This window comes from Larkinella rosea (assembly GCF_003858635.1).
Classification (GTDB): domain Bacteria; phylum Bacteroidota; class Bacteroidia; order Cytophagales; family Spirosomataceae; genus Larkinella; species Larkinella rosea.
Map to the genome: position 1 here is coordinate 1,732,590 of NZ_RQJO01000008.1, position 19,935 is coordinate 1,752,524.

Annotated in this window: 15 protein-coding genes; 5 read left to right on the plus strand and 10 right to left on the minus strand. The window is 52.1% G+C overall.

All coding sequences use genetic code 11. The annotated features are described in order from the left end of the window. Genes EHT25_RS15845 through EHT25_RS15855 form a run of 3 tightly spaced genes read right to left on the minus strand, consistent with a single transcriptional unit; the run spans nt 1 to nt 2,747 of the window. Nucleotides 1-1,116, minus strand: coding sequence for a M20 family metallo-hydrolase (locus tag EHT25_RS15845; protein WP_124876035.1), 1,116 nt, complete (start codon nt 1,114-1,116; stop codon nt 1-3). After that, nucleotides 1,106-1,990 carry a trypsin-like peptidase domain-containing protein gene (locus tag EHT25_RS15850; protein WP_124876036.1) on the minus strand — a complete coding sequence of 295 codons (885 nt, stop codon included), beginning with the start codon at nt 1,988-1,990 and terminating at the stop codon, nt 1,106-1,108. The genes EHT25_RS15845 and EHT25_RS15850 overlap by 11 nt, the downstream gene beginning before the upstream one ends. 46 nt (nt 1,991-2,036) lie before the next feature. Next, complete coding sequence (locus tag EHT25_RS15855) at nt 2,037-2,747, minus strand: LytR/AlgR family response regulator transcription factor (RefSeq protein ID WP_124876037.1); 711 nt, start codon at nt 2,745-2,747, stop codon at nt 2,037-2,039. Nucleotides 2,748-3,258: 511 nt separating this feature from the next. On the opposite strand from EHT25_RS15855, the gene EHT25_RS15860 reads away from it, so the two are divergent. After that, nucleotides 3,259-3,813: an RNA polymerase sigma factor gene (locus tag EHT25_RS15860; protein WP_124876038.1), complete on the plus strand. Its 555-nt coding sequence runs from the start codon at nt 3,259-3,261 to the stop codon at nt 3,811-3,813. Nucleotides 3,814-4,709: 896 nt separating this feature from the next. Then, nucleotides 4,710-4,994 carry a hypothetical protein gene (locus EHT25_RS15865; RefSeq protein WP_124876039.1) on the plus strand — a complete coding sequence of 95 codons (285 nt, stop codon included), beginning with the start codon at nt 4,710-4,712 and terminating at the stop codon, nt 4,992-4,994. Nucleotides 4,995-5,275: 281 nt separating this feature from the next. Here the strand turns inward: EHT25_RS15865 and EHT25_RS15870 are convergent, their stop codons facing one another. From EHT25_RS15870 to EHT25_RS15885, 4 genes are all read right to left on the minus strand, one after another. Then, entirely contained in the window at nt 5,276-7,669 is a 2,394-nt protein-coding gene (locus tag EHT25_RS15870) for an ABC transporter permease (protein WP_124876040.1), read from the minus strand. Between the two features lie 4 nt (nt 7,670-7,673). After that, nucleotides 7,674-8,372, minus strand: coding sequence for an ABC transporter ATP-binding protein (locus tag EHT25_RS15875; RefSeq protein ID WP_124876041.1), 699 nt, complete (start codon nt 8,370-8,372; stop codon nt 7,674-7,676). A gap of 72 nt (nt 8,373-8,444) precedes the next feature. Beyond that, nucleotides 8,445-9,575 carry a helix-turn-helix domain-containing protein gene (locus tag EHT25_RS15880; RefSeq protein ID WP_124876042.1) on the minus strand — a complete coding sequence of 377 codons (1,131 nt, stop codon included), beginning with the start codon at nt 9,573-9,575 and terminating at the stop codon, nt 8,445-8,447. Nucleotides 9,576-9,686: 111 nt separating this feature from the next. Beyond that, nucleotides 9,687-11,015: a rhamnogalacturonidase gene (locus EHT25_RS15885; RefSeq protein WP_124876043.1), complete on the minus strand. Its 1,329-nt coding sequence runs from the start codon at nt 11,013-11,015 to the stop codon at nt 9,687-9,689. A gap of 304 nt (nt 11,016-11,319) precedes the next feature. Here EHT25_RS15885 and EHT25_RS15890 point away from each other — a divergent pair, with 304 nt between their 5' ends. After that, nucleotides 11,320-12,207, plus strand: coding sequence for a PIG-L deacetylase family protein (locus EHT25_RS15890; RefSeq protein ID WP_124876044.1), 888 nt, complete (start codon nt 11,320-11,322; stop codon nt 12,205-12,207). A gap of 183 nt (nt 12,208-12,390) precedes the next feature. Here EHT25_RS15890 and EHT25_RS32695 read toward each other — a convergent pair whose 3' ends face one another. Next, nucleotides 12,391-12,549, minus strand: coding sequence for a hypothetical protein (locus EHT25_RS32695; protein WP_185731379.1), 159 nt, complete (start codon nt 12,547-12,549; stop codon nt 12,391-12,393). Nucleotides 12,550-12,684: 135 nt separating this feature from the next. Here EHT25_RS32695 and EHT25_RS15895 point away from each other — a divergent pair, with 135 nt between their 5' ends. Both EHT25_RS15895 and treY read left to right on the plus strand, forming a co-directional pair. After that, nucleotides 12,685-13,914 carry a Gfo/Idh/MocA family protein gene (locus tag EHT25_RS15895; protein ID WP_124876045.1) on the plus strand — a complete coding sequence of 410 codons (1,230 nt, stop codon included), beginning with the start codon at nt 12,685-12,687 and terminating at the stop codon, nt 13,912-13,914. A gap of 36 nt (nt 13,915-13,950) precedes the next feature. Further along, nucleotides 13,951-18,180, plus strand: coding sequence for a malto-oligosyltrehalose synthase (gene treY, locus EHT25_RS15900; protein WP_124876046.1), 4,230 nt, complete (start codon nt 13,951-13,953; stop codon nt 18,178-18,180). Nucleotides 18,181-18,182: 2 nt separating this feature from the next. Here the strand turns inward: treY and EHT25_RS15905 are convergent, their stop codons facing one another. Together EHT25_RS15905 and EHT25_RS15910 are read right to left on the minus strand one after the other, a co-directional pair. Further along, nucleotides 18,183-18,602: a response regulator gene (locus EHT25_RS15905; RefSeq protein WP_124876047.1), complete on the minus strand. Its 420-nt coding sequence runs from the start codon at nt 18,600-18,602 to the stop codon at nt 18,183-18,185. A 102-nt stretch (nt 18,603-18,704) separates the two neighbouring features. Further along, the gene (locus EHT25_RS15910) at nt 18,705-19,928 is read right to left on the minus strand and encodes a PQQ-dependent sugar dehydrogenase (protein ID WP_124876048.1); all 1,224 of its coding nucleotides are present in this window, start codon (nt 19,926-19,928) and stop codon (nt 18,705-18,707) included. Nucleotides 19,929-19,935: the final 7 nt, after the last annotated feature.

Sequence of the window (19,935 nt, forward strand, 5' to 3'; positions counted from 1 at the left end):
TTACAGGATTTGTTCCAACATTCGAATATATAACTCAATTCCCTCTTCAATTTCCCGCAAATAAATGAATTCGTCCGCCGTGTGCGACCGTTCGGAGTGGCCGGGACCGCATTTCAGCGACGGGCAATCGAGCAAAGCCTGATCGGAAGTGGTCGGCGAACCGTACGTTTCACGCTTCAGCGCAATACCGGCCTGTACAATCGGATGGTCGAGTGGAATGCTGGACGGTTTTAACCGGATCGAGCGCGGCTGCACCGTCGAGCGGATATTTTTACGAATCGTTTCGATGATCTCTTCCAGCGTATATTGCTCCGTTGCCCGGACATCGACCGTAAATGTGCAGGTATCGGGCACGACGTTGTGCTGCGAACCGGCATTGATAATGGTTACCGACAATTTGATAGGCCCCAACGTCGGTGATACTTTCGGAAACGGATTGCTGGTCAGCCACTCGATGTCTTTGATGGCGTAATAAATGGCGTTGTCACCTTCGTCGCGGGCGGCATGGCCGGATTTGCCTTTGGCCGTACAGTCCAGCACCAGCAGCCCTTTTTCGGCCACGGCGAGGTGCATTTGGGTGGGTTCGCCCACGATGGCAAAGTCGATGGGCGGCAGTTCCGGCAGAATCAGTTCCAACCCTTCGCGACCGGATATTTCCTCTTCGGCCGTGGCCGCCATCACGATGTTATAGGCAAGGTCTTTTTTATCGAAAAAATGGCAGAATGTCCCAATCAGCGACACCAGACAACCTCCGGCGTCGTTGCTGCCCAGGCCGTAGAGTTTTCCTTCGCGCTCGATGGGTTGAAACGGATCGAGCGTCCACGACGCATTGGGCTTAACGGTATCGTGGTGCGAATTGAGCAACAAAGTGGGTTTGGCGGGATCGAAAAACCGGTTGTGGGTCCAGACGTTATTTTTTGTCCGTTTGTAGGGAATGCTCCGCTGGCGAAAAAACTGCTCAATGAGCTGGGCCGTGCGGTCTTCTTCCCGGCTGAGCGAAGGCGTTGCAATCAGCCGCTTCAGCAGATCAATGGCCGCTTCAGTTTGGGTTTCCAGGGAATACGCCGTCAACTGTTTCAACTTCGTACTGCCTGGCCGGGGGAGGTTATTCTTCATAATACGTAATTCTCAAATCTCGCAGGAACTTCTTGATAATGTCAACGTGTACGCACTGCCCAACGTTCAGAAACGGATAATTGGAGACGCGGGTCTGGCGGCCATTTACCGTGACATTCTGATCTTCAATATCAAAACCGAGGTGCAGATGGCGGGTCGAACTTTGCATGCCATAAATGACGCCGTTGGTATCGAAAAGCGGTCCACCACTCTGACCCCGCAAACCGGGCGTGCTCATTTCAACGCCGACAACCTCGCCGTTCTCGGCCCGCAACCGGGTCACGATGCCATCGATGGGAAAACGTGGCGTGTTACTGCGGCCGTCGTTGGTCCATTCAATGTCGTCGAGTTCGGGGTTATAGCGGTAATTGGTAAATTCCGGAAACGGATATCCCAGCCGGCACAAACTCCGTCCCTGTTTGATTTTGCTGCTGTCACGCAAAAAAACCGCACAGGAATTATACTTAATCTGGTGATAACCTTTGAATTGGATCACCGCCAGGTCTTGCGTCGGGTGAAAATGATAAGTAATTTCTGCAATCTGATCGACCGAATTAACGAACTGGTTTTTGATTCGGATAATGCTTTCCTGCCGCAGGTTATATTTCTGTTCCAGTTCCTCGAGCCGACGGGTATGGTTTTTATCGCGGGCAATGGAACGGCGTTCGCCCTGAAACCGGATGTAGTTTTGGTGGATGGTATCCGAATTGAGCAGTTGTTCGGCAACGTGTTTGCAGGTGATGGCACACGCCTGTTCGTTCACGAAAAACATGGTTGAACAGGCCGGAATAACCTCACTGCTGCCATAGCGCCGGACAATCGATAAAATAGGACGAACGAAAGGGTCGACCCGCTCAATGGCTTCAACGAACATAAATCATCGGTGGTAAAACGGGCCGCAAGATAGCAAATCCGTGGTTTTACAGCTCCGATTTTTTATCGAGTAAGCTCAGAAAGCCTTCGAACTTTTCGCGGTAGGAAGCCCCGAGTGGGATTTTCGTTGAACCAATGACGATGTTCCGGTAATTGTAGCTGTTGATTTTGGACAGATTCATGAGGTAAGACTTGTGAATCCGGAGGAATCGCTGCCGGGGCAGGAGGTTTTCCAGGTGCGAAATGATTTCGTTGACCACAATCACCTTCTGATTGATGAAGACCTTGCAATAGGTGCCGAACGCCTGCACATAATCGATCGTATCATAATCGAAGCGCTGCATGGAATGCCCCACTTTCAGAAAGATAAACCGGTCTTCGGACACGCTGTTCTGGGCCATCTGAACACCCAGTGCCCGGTTGATAGCCCGGGTAAAACGCCCGAATGAATACGGTTTGAGCAGGTAATCCGCCACATTCAGATCATAGCTTTCGGCGGCAAATTCGGCATGGGCGGTGGTGATGATCACCGGCAGGGGCCTTGGAAACGACCGCAGTAGTTCGGTCCCCGACTGATCGGGCAAATGAATATCCAGAAAAATAAGATCAAACGACTGTTGCTGCAGGATTGTGGTGGCATCCCGGACGGTGCCGCACACCTGTGGAGGCATGAAAAAAGGTAACTGCGCCAGATATTCCTGCAATATGGTTACCGCTGATTCGGAATCGTCTACAATCAAAGATTGACGATATTTCATAGGCGCATTTGGACGGTATGAGTGTGCCGTAATTAAGTAACTAATGAAAATCAGGTAGTAAATATAAGTAATCTGGTTGTTTGTTCAAAGAACGTGCTAGTTATCCCTAACTCAGTGATGAAATAATACTATTTGTGGGCTGTTCATGCGCTGAAGCGTTCTTTTTGAGTATAAAAGTAATGGTTTTCATAGTAAAGTAGGGGTTTTGACCCCTGGATGAGTAAGTTATTTATTCAATTATGAGTATTTATACCATAGTAAGTACGATTTGTAGGGTTAATTCAAACGTTGATGCGGTTATCGTTGCTGGGAGGTACAACTGGCGGGGAAATTGTACTTTACAATCATGTAAAATCAGTAACATCGCCAAGAATTTTAAGTCTGATTAATGCAGGCAGCCAGCTTTTGGCAAGGCCAATTTACCAGCAGGTAATTATCAGACAATTGATTGGAATTTGAAACCAGAACCTCACGCAACGGAAATAGTATAAAATTTAACTTTCTCAGTCTTATGAAACGTGGATTAAGAGATGAAGAATTGATTGGCTCGTATCTGACTACCCGCCGGGCCGACTGCCTGGACGCCTTGTATAAACGTTATGTGCACAAGGTGTATGGGAGCTGCCTCACGTTTACCCGCGACCCCGTCAAAGCCGAAGATTATACGCACGATATTTTCCTCCAGGTGTTTATCAAAATAGATCAGTTTCAGGGACGCTCGGCTTTTTCGACCTGGCTGTTCTCGATTTCGCAGAACTATTGCCGTCAGAAAGTCCGGGTCGCAAACCGGCTGACGGTGGTGGCCATCGATGAGATCGATATCGATAATTTGCCGGATTCGGACGGCAGCGATACTGCCCACGCCATGCTGAATCAGTTGTCGGTGGTGATGGATAAAATTTCTCCGGACCGCATGGCGCTGTTGCAGCTCAAATACGTCGATAACATTGACGTAACCGAAATTGCCCGGCAATATAATATCAACCACAGCGCGGTCAAGATGCGTTTGAAACGAACCCGCGATCAGGTGATTGATGCGTATCAGAAACAATTTATGATGGACTAAGCCCTGAACAGGCGGTTCGTTCAACACAATCAAGGCCGGTATCGAATTCACGTCACCAGCGGTTTTCGCTGATGGTTGTGGAAAATAATGTGGAGTAAGGCCCAACGTTCGGTTCTGCTGCTGCCCGGTTCTTTGGCCCAGTTGGGAAGCGGTTTTCAGGCCATTGTCGGATGGGTATCCCAAACTATAAGTAAGACCCGACCTGCCCCGGTCGGGTCTTTTTATAAACGCCAACCTGTAGCCAGGGGCGGTTAGCAATGCCAGGTCGTTCAGCTTCCAACGGTTCAGCTACCCATTATCCTGTTTGATTTGGTTGAATGGGTGATTCAAACCGGTAAAATGAGGGAGCAGTCGGTTCCGGTTTTGTTCGTACGATGGAAAATCCTTTCCGAATTTTACAACCAGGGACGAATCTGGTCCGGCTGCTGGCCGCCACGCGCTATTTTCGACAATTCGCCTTCATTTTTCATCAATTCACCTTATTGCGGTTGGATTTCACGGATAGGAGGGATTGTTTTGCCCGTATAGCGGATGGCTTCTCTTTTTCTAAATCGCCATCTTATTGATCGATAAAAATGGGCCGGAAGGCACAACGGCGGAGTTTTGTGATAACCTTATGAAAAACGTTTCAACCAGTTATTTTAACTCTTTTTAGCGCGATTTGTCCCAAATCTGACGATTAATGCCCCAAATCTGACAGCCCATTAATCCGTCATTATGCACTTTTGTTTTCTCCACACCATTCATTGAAAATTCTCCAATACCCGTTTGCAGAAAGTTCCCATTACGACTTTTCGTACGGACGGAGTCGTTGTGGACATTCCAGGCAGATTTGGTTCAGGATTCACACGAAGAGAATCGGTTAGCACTATTTTTTGACTAAAACTCTATCCAATATGCCCTCCTTTACAGTACGAATTGAATTACATGACGCCAGCCTTCAGGATTTCGAAAATCTTTACTCGGCGATGATAGACGAAGGTTTTACCGACATCATTAAATCCGATACGGGAAAACAGTATCGAATGCTCCCGGCTGAATATGATTTTGACGGACACCTTACCTTAGAGCAGGTTCTGTACACAGCCAAACAGGCCGCAGCAAAAACCGGAAAGAAATATGCCGTGTTCGTAGCCGAATCGAAAAGGCGAACGTGGGCTTATCTTGAGGAAGTCAAATAGATTTCTACCCAAGCTTCTTTTCAGGCTAAAGCTCGCTGACTGGAGAAGATGATCAACGCACAAAGCAGCCAGTTGATGAATCGGTTTTGATCCGGCCAAAGTAGCTCAATGCATTGGTGCGGTTGCCAGTGAAGCGAATCCTCCGTTGCGATTGCCCTTTATGCAGGCAACGATTGAAACGATGGAACACAAGATCGCATCCTACCAGCAAACCATTGCCAGCTGGGGTGAACAGGCCAGAAAGGTCTCGGTGGAAAAGCGGGATAACCCGTAACATTTTACTACTCATAGCCCAAAGCCTCGTGCGTCGTTAAGCGGTTGGCCCGGTGGGCGGGATACAGCGTTGCCAGAATGGAGCCTGTCACCAGGATTGTGAACCAAATAACGAGTCCTTTTTGCGATAGAACTAATTGTAGGGGCGTGCGAAAAGCCAGATTTCCGATAAACCGCCCCAGGTACGTAGACAAGGCCAGTGACCCTAAAAAACCGGGCACCAGGCTGAACAGTCCGATTGCCAGGCCTTCCAGCACAATCAGACTCTTTATCTTCTGCGGAGTGGCCCCAATGGCTCGCATGATTCCAATTTCGCGGGTTCGTTCCAACACGTTCATGCTTAGGGTGGAAAGCAGCCCAATGCCCCCGACCAGGGCCATCAGCACCGCCATCGCGATCAGCGTGTTGACCAGCATGCGCAGGTGAGCGGCAATGGCATTGCGGACGATCCAAACGGGAATACTGGCCCGCACGACTGTGTTTTCCCGTTCCAGCCGTTGTTCGATTTCCCGAATTTTAGGAAAAACCGCTTCCTGACTTCGGTTCGCAAACCCAATCCGAAGCAGCGAGCCCCGGCCCGGAGTGGCGAGGAGCCGGTTGAACACCTCCAGCGAAACATAGGCCGTTGCGGGCGAACCAACATCTTCCGTAAAGCCAACGACATGCCAGGAAGTCGGTTTTCCGGCCAGGGAGAGCGAAATTTCGTCACCGAGTTTGAGATCCTGGCTTCGCGCGCCCTGATTCAACACCACCTCCCGGCGGTTTGGATCGCTCAGCCAACGCCCTGCCGCCACTTTCGGCCGGAACACGCGGGTGGGAATGGGTAACGCCTGCATCGTAAAACTCCCGTGACCTTTGTCGGGATAGGTGCTGGAAATGGCATACGGCCCCGCTTTGTCCAGCGAAATGGCCATGGAGCTTCCGGTTTCGATGCGGTTTACCCCGGCCACCGATTTCAATTTGGCAATCAGCGGGTTGGTCAGGAGGGGCTCGTTCAATCGGATTTCAACGTCGTACAATCGTTGCGAATACATCTGGCTCAGATTCTCAAACCAGGCCTCCGACACATTCAGCGCCGTCATGAACATCGCTCCGCCAGCGGTCAAAAGCACCAGACTCAAGATAAGCCGGGCGCGTTGCCGAAAAGCATTGCGCAGTGATAAAGTCAACAGCTCGTTGCCAAATCGCATTCTTCCCATTTGCCCCGACGAAAACCCCGAATTACTCCCGGAGACTCCATAGTGATCCAGGGCGGTTTTGACCGAACGGCGACTGGCCCGGATCACCGGAAACGAAACCAGAAGCAGCGGAATGACTAAGCCCGTGCCGAGTTGGAGAAGAACCACCCAGGCCGGAATCGTTTGATCCATCAGCACCACATTGAGCAACTCGGCGGTTTTCGCGGACAACACCCAAGCTGCGTACCGACTCAGCGGAATGCTGAACAGGAAGGCGACTCCGCAAAGCACCACGGTCATAACCAGATAAAGTCCGGCGATCTGGCGCGAAGTGGCTCCGACGGTTTTCATTACCCCGATCTGGCGAACTTGTTTGACCATCAGCGTGGCCACCGAGGTAGCGACCAGAATGGCCCCCAGAATCAGCAGGAGGTAACTAAAAACCACCATGATTTCCATGACGGCCTGCATTTGGCTCTGGTGCGGATGCTGGTTGGGCGGTGGCACCTGAATTTCATGAATCCGGTAGCCGTTGAGTTCCAGCCAGGTAGCGACGGTTTTGGCCTGAGCGGTTATCGATGCTCTCGAACGGGAATCGGCCACCTGGATTTTGAGCTGGTCAAACGCCTGGGTTTCGCCTAACCAGCGCAGGGTTTCCAGCGTAATATACCCGTAACCCGCCTGTTCCTGCCAGGCCGGAGCCAGACTTGGATCATGAACCGTTCCCGCAATTTGGACGGATTGTGCCTGACCATTCGTGGTTTTGATCAGGATGTCAGCGCCTTCCGTCGCGTCCATTACGCCGAGTGCCGTTCGCTCCACGAGCATGGTTCCGGGGAGCGGTTGTCGGCTTCCGGAGAGAGGAGTGAACTTGCTGATGCGGAGCCGGGTAAAATCATCGATGACGAACAGAAGGATCGGATACCATTTATCGTGAACCTTCATCCGGGCCAACAGGGTCGCACGCCGGTCGGCGTCCGTGATACCCGGCAATGTTTTCACCCGATCGACCAGCTCCCGGGAAATGCCGCCTTCCATTTCGATCGTCGCCGACGCGGGCCGTGTTTCCTGGTAATTTCGGGCTACTTCCCGGTTTAAAACCGCATACGCGCCCAGGGCGCAGCCAACCCCAAAAAGCCCAAGGGCCATTGCCAGCACCAGCATGGCATTCTTGAGATAATCCGACGTCAGGTCACGCAGGATTTTCCAGTATCTGATTTTCATGCGATTACGGGTTTACGGAGGTGGGGGTAACAATGGCTCCGTCCGAGAGCGTGATGGTGTTTTCAAACCAGACAACAAACTCCTTTTCGTGCGTCACCACAATCACGGTTTTTCCGGCCCGGGCCAGCGTCGTAAATAAGTGAAAAATGGCGTGGGCGGTTTGGGAGTCCAGGTTGCCGGTCGGTTCGTCCGCCACCAGAATGGCGGGATCGTTGGCCAGCGCCCGCGCAATGGCCGCCCGCTGTTGTTGCCCGCCCGACAAAGCCGCCGGAAATTTATCGGCCTGTTCGCGAATGGCCACCTGATCCAGCAAGTGAAGCGCCCGTTCCTTCCGATCCCGTTTCGGATACGTGTTGCAGAAATCCATCGGAAGCATCACATTCTCCAGAATGGTCAGGGTCGGCAATAGTTGGAAGAATTGAAAAACCACTCCCACATTTCGGCCCCGCCAGGAAGCCAGAGCACTTTCGGAAAGTTGGTCAATGCGAATGCCGTTCACCGCCACGCGGCCTTCGGACGGTTTATCGATGCCCGTGATGAGGTTGAGCAACGTCGATTTGCCGCTACCGGATTTTCCGGTTACGGCCACCAACTGCCCGGTTGGGATCGAAAGAGTAACTTGCCTGAGGGCCTGAAACAGACCGGAAGCGACCGGATAAACTTTGGTGACATTCGTTAGTTCGATGGCGATGGACTTTTGCACGGTTTTGCTTTTTTAGGGCAATAGTCGTACACGGCAGCCTGCGAATCGTCCGAATACATCCCGTTGGACGCCTTATTTGGATACCGTTTGCAAATACTCGCTGGGGGTTAAACCGGTGAAGCGTTTGAAGATCAGGTTGAAGGTCGATTTGGACTTGAATCCGGCTTCCAGCGCGAGGCCCAGCAGGTTGAAATGACGCATGGACGGGTCGTTCATAAACCGCTTCACCTGCTCGACGCGGTACCGATTGACAAAATTGTAGAAGTTGTCGCCGACGCCTTCATTGATGAGTTGGGAGAGAAAACTCCGGCTCAGCTGGAGTTGTTTGGCCAGACTGCTCAGCGTCAGTTCGGGATCGAGGTACGGTTTTTCCTCCTCCATATACCGGAGAAGCCGATCGATCACCTGCGGATCAGCTTCCCGGTTTTCGGTTTCCGGGACAGCCGTTGCCGGTTCCGCTGGCGGCTGAATAATCCGGATTTGAAAAATCTGTTTTTGAAGAATACCCTTGTAGCCGAGGGCAAAAATGGAAAGCGAAAAAATCACCGCAATGGCGCGGGCCGACCAGCTCATGTCGCCGTGGTGGATGACGTTGAGCAGCAAAAGCAGGAAAAACAGCATGATCCCCAGAAAAACACCCAGAAAAAACCGGACCCAGCTCAGGTTGATATTTTCTGTATTCGACACTTCCTGTTCAATGAATTTCTGGTAGGTGAGCCACTTTTTCTGAATAAAAACCAGATAACCGGTCGATTGCAGCACGACCACCACCCAGAACGGGATCGATTTCCAGCCCCGGTGAGCCGCCAGATACTGAATCAACGGGCTTTCCGCCGGGAAACTTTTCAGCAAGAGCGAGAAGAAAATGGCGAAAAGAAACGGCACAAAATGCAGCAGTACGAAAAACGAAAACCGCACCGGCTGGCCCATCACTTCCCGAAAATAGAACCACAATAAGGGCGCAATGAGCAGAAAAACCGGGTCGCCCAGCGTGTAGGACGGGATGGAAAAATGGTGCACCAGCCGGGCCATAAACGTACTGTGGAAGATGCTGAAGGACATCGCCAGCAACAGCACCGAGAGAAACCAGTTGGCGCGACTCTTCCGGACGCTCCGGTTGTTGAGGAGCAGGGTTACAAATACACCCTGAACAATGCCGGCATAAATGACAATCAGGGAAAGCTGTTCGAGTACGATCGACAAAATACGGAATGATAGAATGGTAGGCGTTATCTGAAAACCGTAAAGATAAACCCTTCGCCCAGCGGTTTCGTCCAACTGGATTTGGCCGGACGAACTATTTCCTGATTCAGTTTATTCAATCATCCTGGAATTGATCCGCACATTTTTGAGCACAAACCCCTTGACAACGGTTTTGTCGATTGCCGGATTTTTGCTTTTCACGGTAAAGTTCTCAAAGGTAAAATCGGCCAGTTTGTCGCGTTCGGAAACGGCGACATCGAAGAACGTATCACATTCCAGTTCAATATTTTTCAGCACCACGTGATTCGCGAACGAAAGCGGCTGGTCCCTACGCCCTTGTAAGTCGTAAAACTGGGTCCAGGGTTTGGCATACAGCAGGCTGTGGGCCTGGCCTTTGATGTTTTCGACGGTGATGTATTCGTACAGTTGGGGCGTATCGGGCCGCATCTTGAGCCACAACACCCGGCTGGCTTCGCTGACGTGGCAATTTCGCATCACAATGTTTCGGTTATGAATCGCTTCACTTCCGCAGGTCAGCGCCGAGTGGCAAAAACCGAACTCGCAGTCTTCGATGAGAATATTGGTGTTGGCGCCGTTGCTGGGTACGCGGTCGGCCCAGGGGCCCTTGCCGCCTTTCAGGGCAATCGCGTCATCATTGACCGACAGGTAGCAGCCTTTAATCAGTACGTTGGTGCAGGCATCGATGTCGATGGCATCCGTGCTGGGCGCTTTCACGGGTTTATAAGGCGAAAAAATGTGTGCATTCAGCACTTTTACGTTCTGGCACTGGTAGTAATGGCTCGTCCAGAAACCGGCATTGTGCAGCTTGACATCTTCCACCTGAACGTTGTTGCATTTCCAGATAAAGACTAAGCGGGGCCGGGAAACCTCCAGATTCGTGCAGTTGGGGTTTTCTTTCCGGCGGGCCCAAAACGCTTCCCAGAAACGGAGGCCGTTGCCGTCAATCGTCCCTTTTCCCGAGATCGTAAAACCGTCGACCTGGTAGGCATTGACCAGCGCCGAAAAGTAGTCCAGACTCTGACCTTCCATCCGCGACGGTAATTTGGGGTAGTCGGCGATGTTGTCGGAACCTTTCAGAACGGCACCATCCGCCAGGTGCAAATGGGTTTTGGGTTTAAAAAATAAACCACCACTCCTGAACGTCCCTTTCGGGATAATGACCACGCCCCCGCCTTTCCCGGCGGCTACATCGATGACCCTCTGAATCGCATCGGTCTGCACGAGACTACTGTCTGTTTTTACACCAAAATCGGTAATCACGTATCTTTTTCCGAGTTGGGCCAGGTTTACTTTCCGGATGGTTGTAAACCAACTGCTGATCGGACTTCCATCCGGGAAAGTCGTCTTTAACGCGTTTTGTGCAATACCGGGTGCGGTGAGGGCCACCATACACACCAGGGCAATTTGTACTGTTTTCATGCCGACAACGTTTACTCACCGAATTTGCCAGTTAAGCCAACAAGATGCCTACTTCTACTGGTTGATCATTCTTTCCGTTTTCCCTTCAATGGCTGACTGGCAGATCTGGAGCCGACTGATTTTGAAGCACTTTTCACGAGCTATCCGTTTAAACCAAAAGACTTTATTCAAATTATTTTAAAAATTCAGCTAAAATAGTGTATTTAAACCTGTCGAAATTTCAAATCAAAAAAGGCCCGGTTGGACTTGCGATAGGAATGCCGCAGAACCATTACCCTGCTTATTGTTACCCGAACGGATTACCATGAAGATACGATTTACCCTGCTGCTGGCTCTCTACCTGGGAACTGCCTTCGCGTTTGCGCAAACGCCAGCCACGCCATTGCGGATCATTGTTTTTGGCGCCCATCCCGACGATTGCGACCTGGGCGCGGGCGGAGTGGCTTCCATTTACAGCTCAATGGGTCACCAGGTGAAGTTTGTCTCGATGACCAACGGGGACGCCGGGCATCAGGACATGGGTGGGGGAGAACTGGCCAAACGGCGGTACAAGGAAACCCAGGAAGTAGCCAAACGACTGGGCATTACCTACGACGTGCTGGACAATCACGACGGAGAACTAATGCCCACGCTGGAAAACCGGCTGGCGGTTATTCGCAAAATCCGGGAATGGAAAGCGGATCTGGTGATTGCGCCCCGGACCAACGATTACCACCCGGACCACCGAAACACGGGCATTGTGGTGCAGGATGCCGCCTACCTGGTCATCGTGCCCAACATTCTGAGCAGTGTGCCGCCACTCACCAAGAACCCGGTTTTCCTCTATTTCCGCGACGGTTTTCAGCGCCCGAATCCATTCCGGCCCGACATTGCCATCGATATCACCGAAACCCTGGCGAAAAAAGTTGAGGGACTGGATGCGCACATCTCCCAATTCTATGAATGGTTGCCCTGGACCCGGCAGGATCTGGATAACGTGCCCAAAGGCCTCGTGGAGCGAAAAAAATGGTTGCAGACCGCGATGGAAAAACGTTATTCGCCGACCCCCGAAATCAAAGTTTCCGTCGAAAAATGGTACGGCCCCGAAAAGGCGGCAAAGGTCAAATGGGTGGAAGTCTTCGAAATTTGCGAATATGGAAAGCAGCCCGGACCGGACGAGATCAAGCGTCTTTTTCCGATGTTACCGCGCTGATTTATAAAAAGTTAATGGGCTGTCAAAGGGCTCCCAGCGTGTTGAAAAGACCGCTGGCATTGACGAAGATTTTTCCCTTCGGAAATTGCTTTTTGACTCCGAAATCCACCGAAAACCGGGAGCCGATTTTCCCCTGCGGAATCAGATCCGGTGCCGCATACTCGGCCTCAGCTGCATGTCCGGTTACTTACGCAATTTCAGCACACCGTTCCGTTTCGCATTCCCCGAAGTCAGCGTTTCTTTGGCAGCCGAATACACCGTCGGAACCGGGTACCGGTTTTCGACCGTAAACGCATTAATGGTATTTCGGTACACCGACGCGTCGGTTTTGAACAATGTCATATCTTTTACTACCGGAATTTTCAGTGGTTAGCATGGCCGTTCCGGCAGACCAAATCCTCATTTTTAAGCCCGGTTTTAATCCGGACGGCGGCTCGTTGAGTTAAAAGAGAATCGTTTCATTAAGTCTCTTATTTCATGCATCAACGTCCTTTCCCATCTTTTAATAACCCGGTAAGTCGTCGGGATTGGGTGCGGTTTTGCAGTACAACCGCCCTGGCGCTGCCCTCCATATTGGCCCTGTCGAGTTTGCAGTCCTGCGGAAACGGGAATAGTGGGGCCAAAGAAGAATCCACGAAAACGGATGTGTCGGATTCCACGCAAACAGGCACAGCGGGAACCGGCCGGAAACTGGGAATTGCGCTAGTCGGTTTGGGAAAATACAGTGAAGGCCAACTGGCTCCGGCCCTGCAGGAAACCAGGTTATGCCGACTGGCCGGAATTGTAACCGGATCGCCGGAAAAGGCGGATAAGTGGAAGAAGAAGTACGACATCCCGGATAAGAATGTCTACACGTATCAGACGTTCGACCAAATCGCCGACAATCCCGACATCGATATTGTCTACGTCGTGCTACCCAATTCGTTGCATGCCGAATACGTCATTCGGGCAGCAAAGGCCGGGAAACACGTGATTACGGAAAAACCGATGGCTACGTCCGTTGCCGACGCCCGGAAGATGATCGATGCGTGCGCCAAAGCGGGGGTAGCGTTTTCTGTGGGCTATCGCCTGCATTTCGAACCGCACAACCGGGAAATGATGCGGCTGGGGCAACAGAAAATTTACGGGCCGGTAAAGAAAATTTATGCGCAGAACGGACAAAAGGAAGGCTACGATACGCCGTGGCGGCTGGATAAAAAACTGGCCGGTGGTGGGCCACTGCCCGATGTGGGTATCTACTGTTTGCAGGGTGCCATTTACACGAAAGGGGCGGTCCCCATCGCCGTGACGGCGAAATATCATCCCAAAACCGATCTGAAGAAATTCAAGGAAGTGGAGGAAGGGATGGACTTTGAGTTGTTTTTTGACGATGGAACCGTGGCTGAATGCAAAACGAGTTACAACGATACCTACAACCAGTTGCGGGGAGAAGCCGACCGGGGCTGGTTTGAATTGTCGCCCGCTTACGCCTACGACGGCTTGAAAGGCCAGACCAGCCAGGGGAAAATGGATTTGGAAAATCTTAACCAGCAGGCCCGGCAGATGGACGCTTTTGCCGATTGTATTCTGAATAAAAAGCCAACGACGGTGCCCGGCGAAATGGGCCTGCGGGATGTCCAGCTACTGGAAGCTATTTACCGGGCCGCCGATACGGGACAGAAGGTTTCGACGAAAGAGGTCATTCAGCATGCTTTTGATCCGGTTTAAGGGCGTATTGATGCCAGACATTGTAATTGAACATCTATGAATAATCCGGTTGCCACGTATCGAATACAGTTTCACAGTGGATTTACGTTTGCCGATTTTGAAAAAATACTTCCTTACCTGACCAAACTGGGCATTGGCACCCTCTATGCTTCCCCGGTTTTTGAAGCCGTTCCGGGTAGTATGCACGGCTATGACGGCGTTAATCCGAACCAGATCAATCCGGAAATCGGCACCGAAAAGCAACTCAGAGCACTCAGCAAAAAACTGCGGAAAGAGGGAATAGGCTGGCTTCAGGACATCGTTCCCAACCACATGGCCTACCACCCCAACAATCCGTGGCTGATGGATGTGCTGGAAAAAGGACCTCTGTCGCGGTTTGTTCCGTTTTTCGATACCGTCTGGACAAGTCAGTTATTTCGGGGGCGGCTGGCTGTTCCTTTTCTGGGGGCACCCGTCGGCGAGGTGATCGAAAACCGGGAGCTCAACGTGGCTTTCCGCGATGGCCGGTTTGTGCTGACCTATTTTGATACGGCTTATCCGTTGCGGCTGCGTTCTTACCCGGCGGTTTTGCAGGCAACGGATCGGCCCATGCCCGAATCGATTCAACAACTCCTCGACCAGATCCGGCCCATTCAGCTCATCGAAGAGCCCGAAGCATATGCGCTGGCAATCAATGAGTTCCGGCAACAGTTGATTTCAATTCTGAAAAATCCGCCCGCCAAAGCGTATGTGAAGTCGTGCCTGAGCGCGATCAATCGCCAGCCGGACCGGATTCAGCAACTGGCCGATGAACAGCACTACAAACTGAGTTATCACCAGGAAACCGATCGTCGAATCAATTTTCGGCGGTTTTTCACCGTCACCAACCTGATCGGACTCAATATCCAGAACGACGAAGTCTTTGCGGTTTTTCACCAGCAAATCAAAGCGTTGCTGGACGAGGGTGTGTTGACGGGTTTGCGCATCGATCACATCGATGGGCTCTTTGATCCCGGCCGTTATCTGAAGCAACTTCGCGCGCTGGTGGGTGACGAAACGTATCTGGTGGTCGAAAAAATTCTGGGGGCCGACGAACCGTTACCGGATGCCTGGCCGGTTCAGGGTACGACCGGTTATGAGTTTCTGGCTCAGGTCAATAACCTGTTGACGCAATCCGCCAGCGAAGCGGTTTTTACCCGGTTTTATCAACAACTGGTCAATGATCGCGCAGCTGTTCAGCGGCAAATCCTGAACAAAAAAGCGTTTATCCTCGCCCAATCTATGCAGGGGGAACTGGACAATCTGTACCGGTTTTTTCTGGAATTGAATCTGGTCGACGACAACGAATTGGCCCTGTTGCCGACGAATATGCTGCCGACGGCGATCGGAGCTTTTTTGATTTATTGCCCGGTTTACCGGTTTTACGGCACCGGTTTTCCGCTGGAAGAGCAGGAAGCGCAGGCCGTTCGGGACATTCTGCAACACATTCGGAACGACAAACCGGAACTGACATTAGCCATTGATTTACTGGACGAAATTTTTCTGCAAAAACCGCAGGAGGGCGATTCGGTTTATCGTCAGCAGGTGGCCCGGTTTTATCAGCGGTGCATGCAGTTCACCGGGCCATTGATGGCCAAAGGTGTGGAAGACACCCTGATGTATACCTACAACCGGTTTATCGTTCACAACGAAGTGGGCGATTCGCCCGCAGCCTTTGGGTGGTCGCCGGATGAATTTCACCGCGCCATGCAGGAACGCCGGCAACGGTGGCCGCTGGCGCTCAATGCCACCGCTACCCACGATACCAAGCGGGGCGAAGACGTTCGGACGCGCCTGAATGTGCTGACTGACTGGCCCGAGGTATGGATCAAAACCGTGCAGGAATGGCAGCAGATGAATGCGGATTTGAAAAAGGAGGGTTCGCCCGATGCCAACGATGAGTATTTTATTTACCAAACGCTGCTTGGAACCTATCCAATGCCGGGAACGGACGAAGACGATTTTGAAAATCGACTGACGGACTACCTCGAAAAAGCCCTGCGGGAGGCCAAACGGCATTCGAACTGGAGTTCGCCCAACACGGATTACGAAGAAACGACGAAACAGTTTGTCAGGCAGTTGCTGAATAAAAAAAGACCTTTTCTTCAACATTTTAAACGGTTTCACCGGCAGGTTGCCGATTTTGGAATCATCAATTCGCTGGCGCAGGTGATGCTCAAAATGACCTGCCCCGGGGTTCCGGATATTTACCAGGGTTGTGAAGGCTGGGATCTGAGTCTGGTCGATCCCGATAACCGCCGACCGGTCGATTTTGCACAGCGGGAAATGTGGCTGGAAGATATAATTGCTTCTGAATCAGGTGATTCGAATGAGTTCCTGAGCGACCTTTGGAAAAACCGCTACGATGCCCGAATCAAGCTCTGGCTTACACACACGCTTTTGAAGGAGCGAAAACAGCAGCCCGATCTGTTTGCCGAAGGTCGCTATATTCCACTGGCCATCGAGGGCACGTACAGAAATCATGTGCTGGCTTTTGCGCGGCAGTACCGGGAAAACTGGCTGATTGTGGCCATTCCGCTGCATCTGGCCGCACTAAGTGAGCAACAAAAAAAGGAAATCCCGGTTCTGGATTGGAAAGACACCCGAATTCTTTTACCGCCGGATGCACCGGCTGAGTGGTACCATGGCTTTCTGAAAACCCGTGGTACCTCATTCGGTGCTATCGCCGTAAAAGAAATCTTTACATCCGTGCCGATGGCTATGCTGAACTTAAAACGATCGGTTCCCAACCGAAGTGCGGGCTTGCTGTTGCCGGTCACCTCCTTGCCTTCGGCCTTCGGCGTTGGCGACCTGGGGCCGGAAGCCACCGCTTTTGCCGATTTGCTCGCCCGGAGTCGCCAGAAATACTGGCAGATGTTGCCGCTGAACCCGACGGACGCCGGGGCTGGTCATTCGCCCTACAGCACCCATTCCAGCATGGCTGGCAACACCCTGCTGGTAAGTCCGGAACTACTGGTGCAGGACGGTTTGCTAAATCCGGCCGAATTGGCCCACCACGCCCTGCCGACTACCGACACCGTCGATTACACCCGGGCTGGTTGGGTGCGGAATATCCTATTTGAGAAAGCTTTTCAGACCTTTCGGGCGGGCGGTTTTGATTCTTTGCAGCGTCAGTTTCAGCAATTTTGCCGGCGCGAAGCCTATTGGCTCGACGATTACGCGTTGTATCAGGTTTTTAAGCAGCAATTCAAAAACGACGCCTGGTTTCAGTGGCCGACCGAATACCGGCTGCGCGATGCGGGGGCGTTGCAATCGTTTGCGGAAAGTCACCCGGACGCGCTGGAGAAAGTGCGTTGGCTGCAATTCATCTTCGACCGGCAGTGGCAGGGGCTGAAAACCTATTGCAACAACCGGGGCATTCAATTGCTGGGCGATTTACCGTTTTACGTCAGTTATGATTCTGCCGACGTGTGGTCGCATCCGGATATTTTCAGTCTCGACGAAACGGGGAAACTGGTGACGGTGGCTGGTGTTCCGCCCGATTATTTCAACGCGAACGGGCAGCTTTGGGGCATGCCGGTTTTCCACTGGAATCGGCTGAAAGAGCGAAAGTACGACTGGTGGGTTCGGCGCATCCGCAAAAATTGTGCGTTGTTTGATCAGGTCCGCATCGACCATTTTCGGGCGCTGTCGGAATACTGGGAAATTCCGGCCGGTGCAGAAACCGCCATCGATGGGGAGTGGAAACCGGGTCCGGGAGCCGATTTTTTCCGGGTTCTGAAAAAAGAACTCGGTACACTGCCGCTGGTGGCGGAAGATTTAGGTGATATAAGTGAGGATGTTTACCGGCTTCGGGATGCGTTCAAACTGCCGGGTATGAAGGTCATTCAATTTGCGTTCCACAGTGATCCGGCTCATTCTCCGCATATTCCCCACAACTACACCACCAACTTTATCGCGTATACGGGCACGCACGACAACAACACGACGCGGGGTTGGTACCGCCAGAGCCTGCGTCCTGAATTGCGGAAAAAGGTGGCGCAGTATGTCGGGAAACCGGTGTCCGACAAAAATGTACATCTGGTTTTGGCGCAACTGGTGTACGCTTCAGTAGCCAAAACCGTGATTTTGCCGGTTCAGGATGTATTGGGGCTGGACGAAACCGCCCGCATCAATACACCGGCAGCCGTCGTCAACAACTGGCTTTGGCGGCTCAAACCGGGGCAGTTGACTCCTGAAGCCGAAATTCGGCTTCAGGAATGGACCACGCTGTATAATCGCTGGTAAATTTAGAATGGGCTGGCTGAATGGTAGCCTACGGCAACGGATTTTTCCGCCCGTTTGACAACTTCTGGAAAAACCGTCGTTGAGTGATTCAATAAAGCCGTTGTGGCCCGCTGAATGGAAGAAACCGGCTTTTGTTTTCGGATCAAAACCGGGATGGGTCGCAACCGCTCATTGGCCTTCAATTCGCGAAGTATACCCAGTCCCAGGTCGATTGACTGACTGAAATCCATGACAATCAGCGTTGGAAGACCAAGCGTCGGCAAATCGCACAGCTTTTCGTATAAATCGCTGGCGGATTGGTAAAACAGCATGGGATGGCTCGCATACTGCGATTCGAGGCCCGGCACGACGGGCGGATAATCATCGGTCAACGGAGCGACCATCGCTACGTAACCAGTAACGGTTTTTTCAGGCAGGGACACGTTTTGGGGTTAGGCTAATGCATGAGTCTATTTCAACTCCGATGGACGGTAAGAGTTGCCAAATGGAGAGATAAATGAGGATACGGTCCTGACCAGCCCCGATCATGGCTGGTAACTGACCCGATAAATCACCCCATTATTGTCATCCGTAAACAGCAGCGAACCATCCGGCAGGGTTGCAATACCGACGGGCCGCCCAAACTGCGCCCGGTTGTCGTTCACCAGAAAACCGGTCACGAAATCATCGATGCGAACGGGTTTACCATTCTCAAAATGCACCCGTACGACCTTGTAACCTGATGGCTTCGTCCGGTTCCAGGAGCCGCGCATGGTGGCCAATGCATCGTTCTGATACTCTGCTGGAAAACCGCCCGACGTGCCTTGGTAAAACACCAGCCCCATCGGAGCCGCGTGGGCTTCGTACGAAAAACCGGGTAAGGTGGTTTTAGCCAGAATCTGGGCGTAGGTCGTATCGCCCATCGGGCGGGGGTGAGGGTTGTAATTGCCGTCGCCGTAAATGTATGGCCAGCCGTAGAAAGCGCCCTGTTTGATCTGGTTGAGTTCTTCCTTCTGCTGCTCATCGCCCAGCCAGTCGATGCCGTGGTCGAGCCCCCAGAGTTCGTTGGTTTGCGGGTGCCAGCCAAAACCGATTGTGTTGCGGAGTCCGCTGGCATAAATGATCCGGCTGGTGCCATCGGCGTTGGCGCGCAGAATGGTGGCGTTTTCGGCGTTGGGTTCGGCGCAGGCGTTGCAGGTACTGCCAACGGTCAGGTACATCAGGCCATCCGGCCCAAAACCGATGGTACGGTTTGGGTGTTGACCGCCATCGGGCAGGTTATTAATGAGCAACTGACGGCTTCCCAGCGTGCCATCGCCGTTTATATCGGCGCGGTATACCTCCTTCACGGTCACCAGATACATTTTGCCCTCATGAATGGTAATGCCGTGGACAGCCTTGATATCGGCAACGACTTCCGTCTGATCGGCTTTTCCATCGCCGTTGGTATCCCGCAGCAACGTTACCGTACCCGCTTCCCGACTCGTTACATACACATTTCCAGAAGCACTGACCGCCAGCATCCGGGGCTTTTTGAGCTGATCGGCGAATTTGGCAATGTGAAAACCGGTCGGTACTTTCAGCTGTGCCACCCGTTCGTCGGTAGCGTCGACCAGCGCCGGTTCAAAAACATTGCCCTGGATACTGGCCGAAGTTGGCTCTTTGTTGGTTTCGGGAATTTGGGCGTCAATCAGATGGTCCTTGGTGCAGGAACTTGAAACAAAGGCAAATAGCCCCGTGAGCAGAATGGTTGGGAGAAAATTTTTCATGTACGAT

Excerpts from the sequence above, each read along its gene's own strand:
- EHT25_RS15845 (WP_124876035.1), bottom strand. The coding sequence starts at position 1,116 with ATGAAGAATAACCTCCCCCGGCCAGGCAGTACGAAGTTGAAACAGTTG.
- EHT25_RS15850 (WP_124876036.1), bottom strand. The coding sequence starts at position 1,990 with ATGTTCGTTGAAGCCATTGAGCGGGTCGACCCTTTCGTTCGTCCTATT.
- EHT25_RS15855 (WP_124876037.1), bottom strand. The coding sequence starts at position 2,747 with ATGAAATATCGTCAATCTTTGATTGTAGACGATTCCGAATCAGCGGTA.
- EHT25_RS15860 (WP_124876038.1), top strand. The coding sequence starts at position 3,259 with ATGAAACGTGGATTAAGAGATGAAGAATTGATTGGCTCGTATCTGACT.
- EHT25_RS15865 (WP_124876039.1), top strand. The coding sequence starts at position 4,710 with ATGCCCTCCTTTACAGTACGAATTGAATTACATGACGCCAGCCTTCAG.
- EHT25_RS15870 (WP_124876040.1), bottom strand. The coding sequence starts at position 7,669 with ATGAAAATCAGATACTGGAAAATCCTGCGTGACCTGACGTCGGATTAT.
- EHT25_RS15885 (WP_124876043.1), bottom strand. The coding sequence starts at position 11,015 with ATGAAAACAGTACAAATTGCCCTGGTGTGTATGGTGGCCCTCACCGCA.
- EHT25_RS15890 (WP_124876044.1), top strand. The coding sequence starts at position 11,320 with ATGAAGATACGATTTACCCTGCTGCTGGCTCTCTACCTGGGAACTGCC.
- EHT25_RS32695 (WP_185731379.1), bottom strand. The coding sequence starts at position 12,549 with ATGACATTGTTCAAAACCGACGCGTCGGTGTACCGAAATACCATTAAT.
- EHT25_RS15895 (WP_124876045.1), top strand. The coding sequence starts at position 12,685 with ATGCATCAACGTCCTTTCCCATCTTTTAATAACCCGGTAAGTCGTCGG.
- treY (WP_124876046.1), top strand. The coding sequence starts at position 13,951 with ATGAATAATCCGGTTGCCACGTATCGAATACAGTTTCACAGTGGATTT.
- EHT25_RS15910 (WP_124876048.1), bottom strand. The coding sequence starts at position 19,928 with ATGAAAAATTTTCTCCCAACCATTCTGCTCACGGGGCTATTTGCCTTT.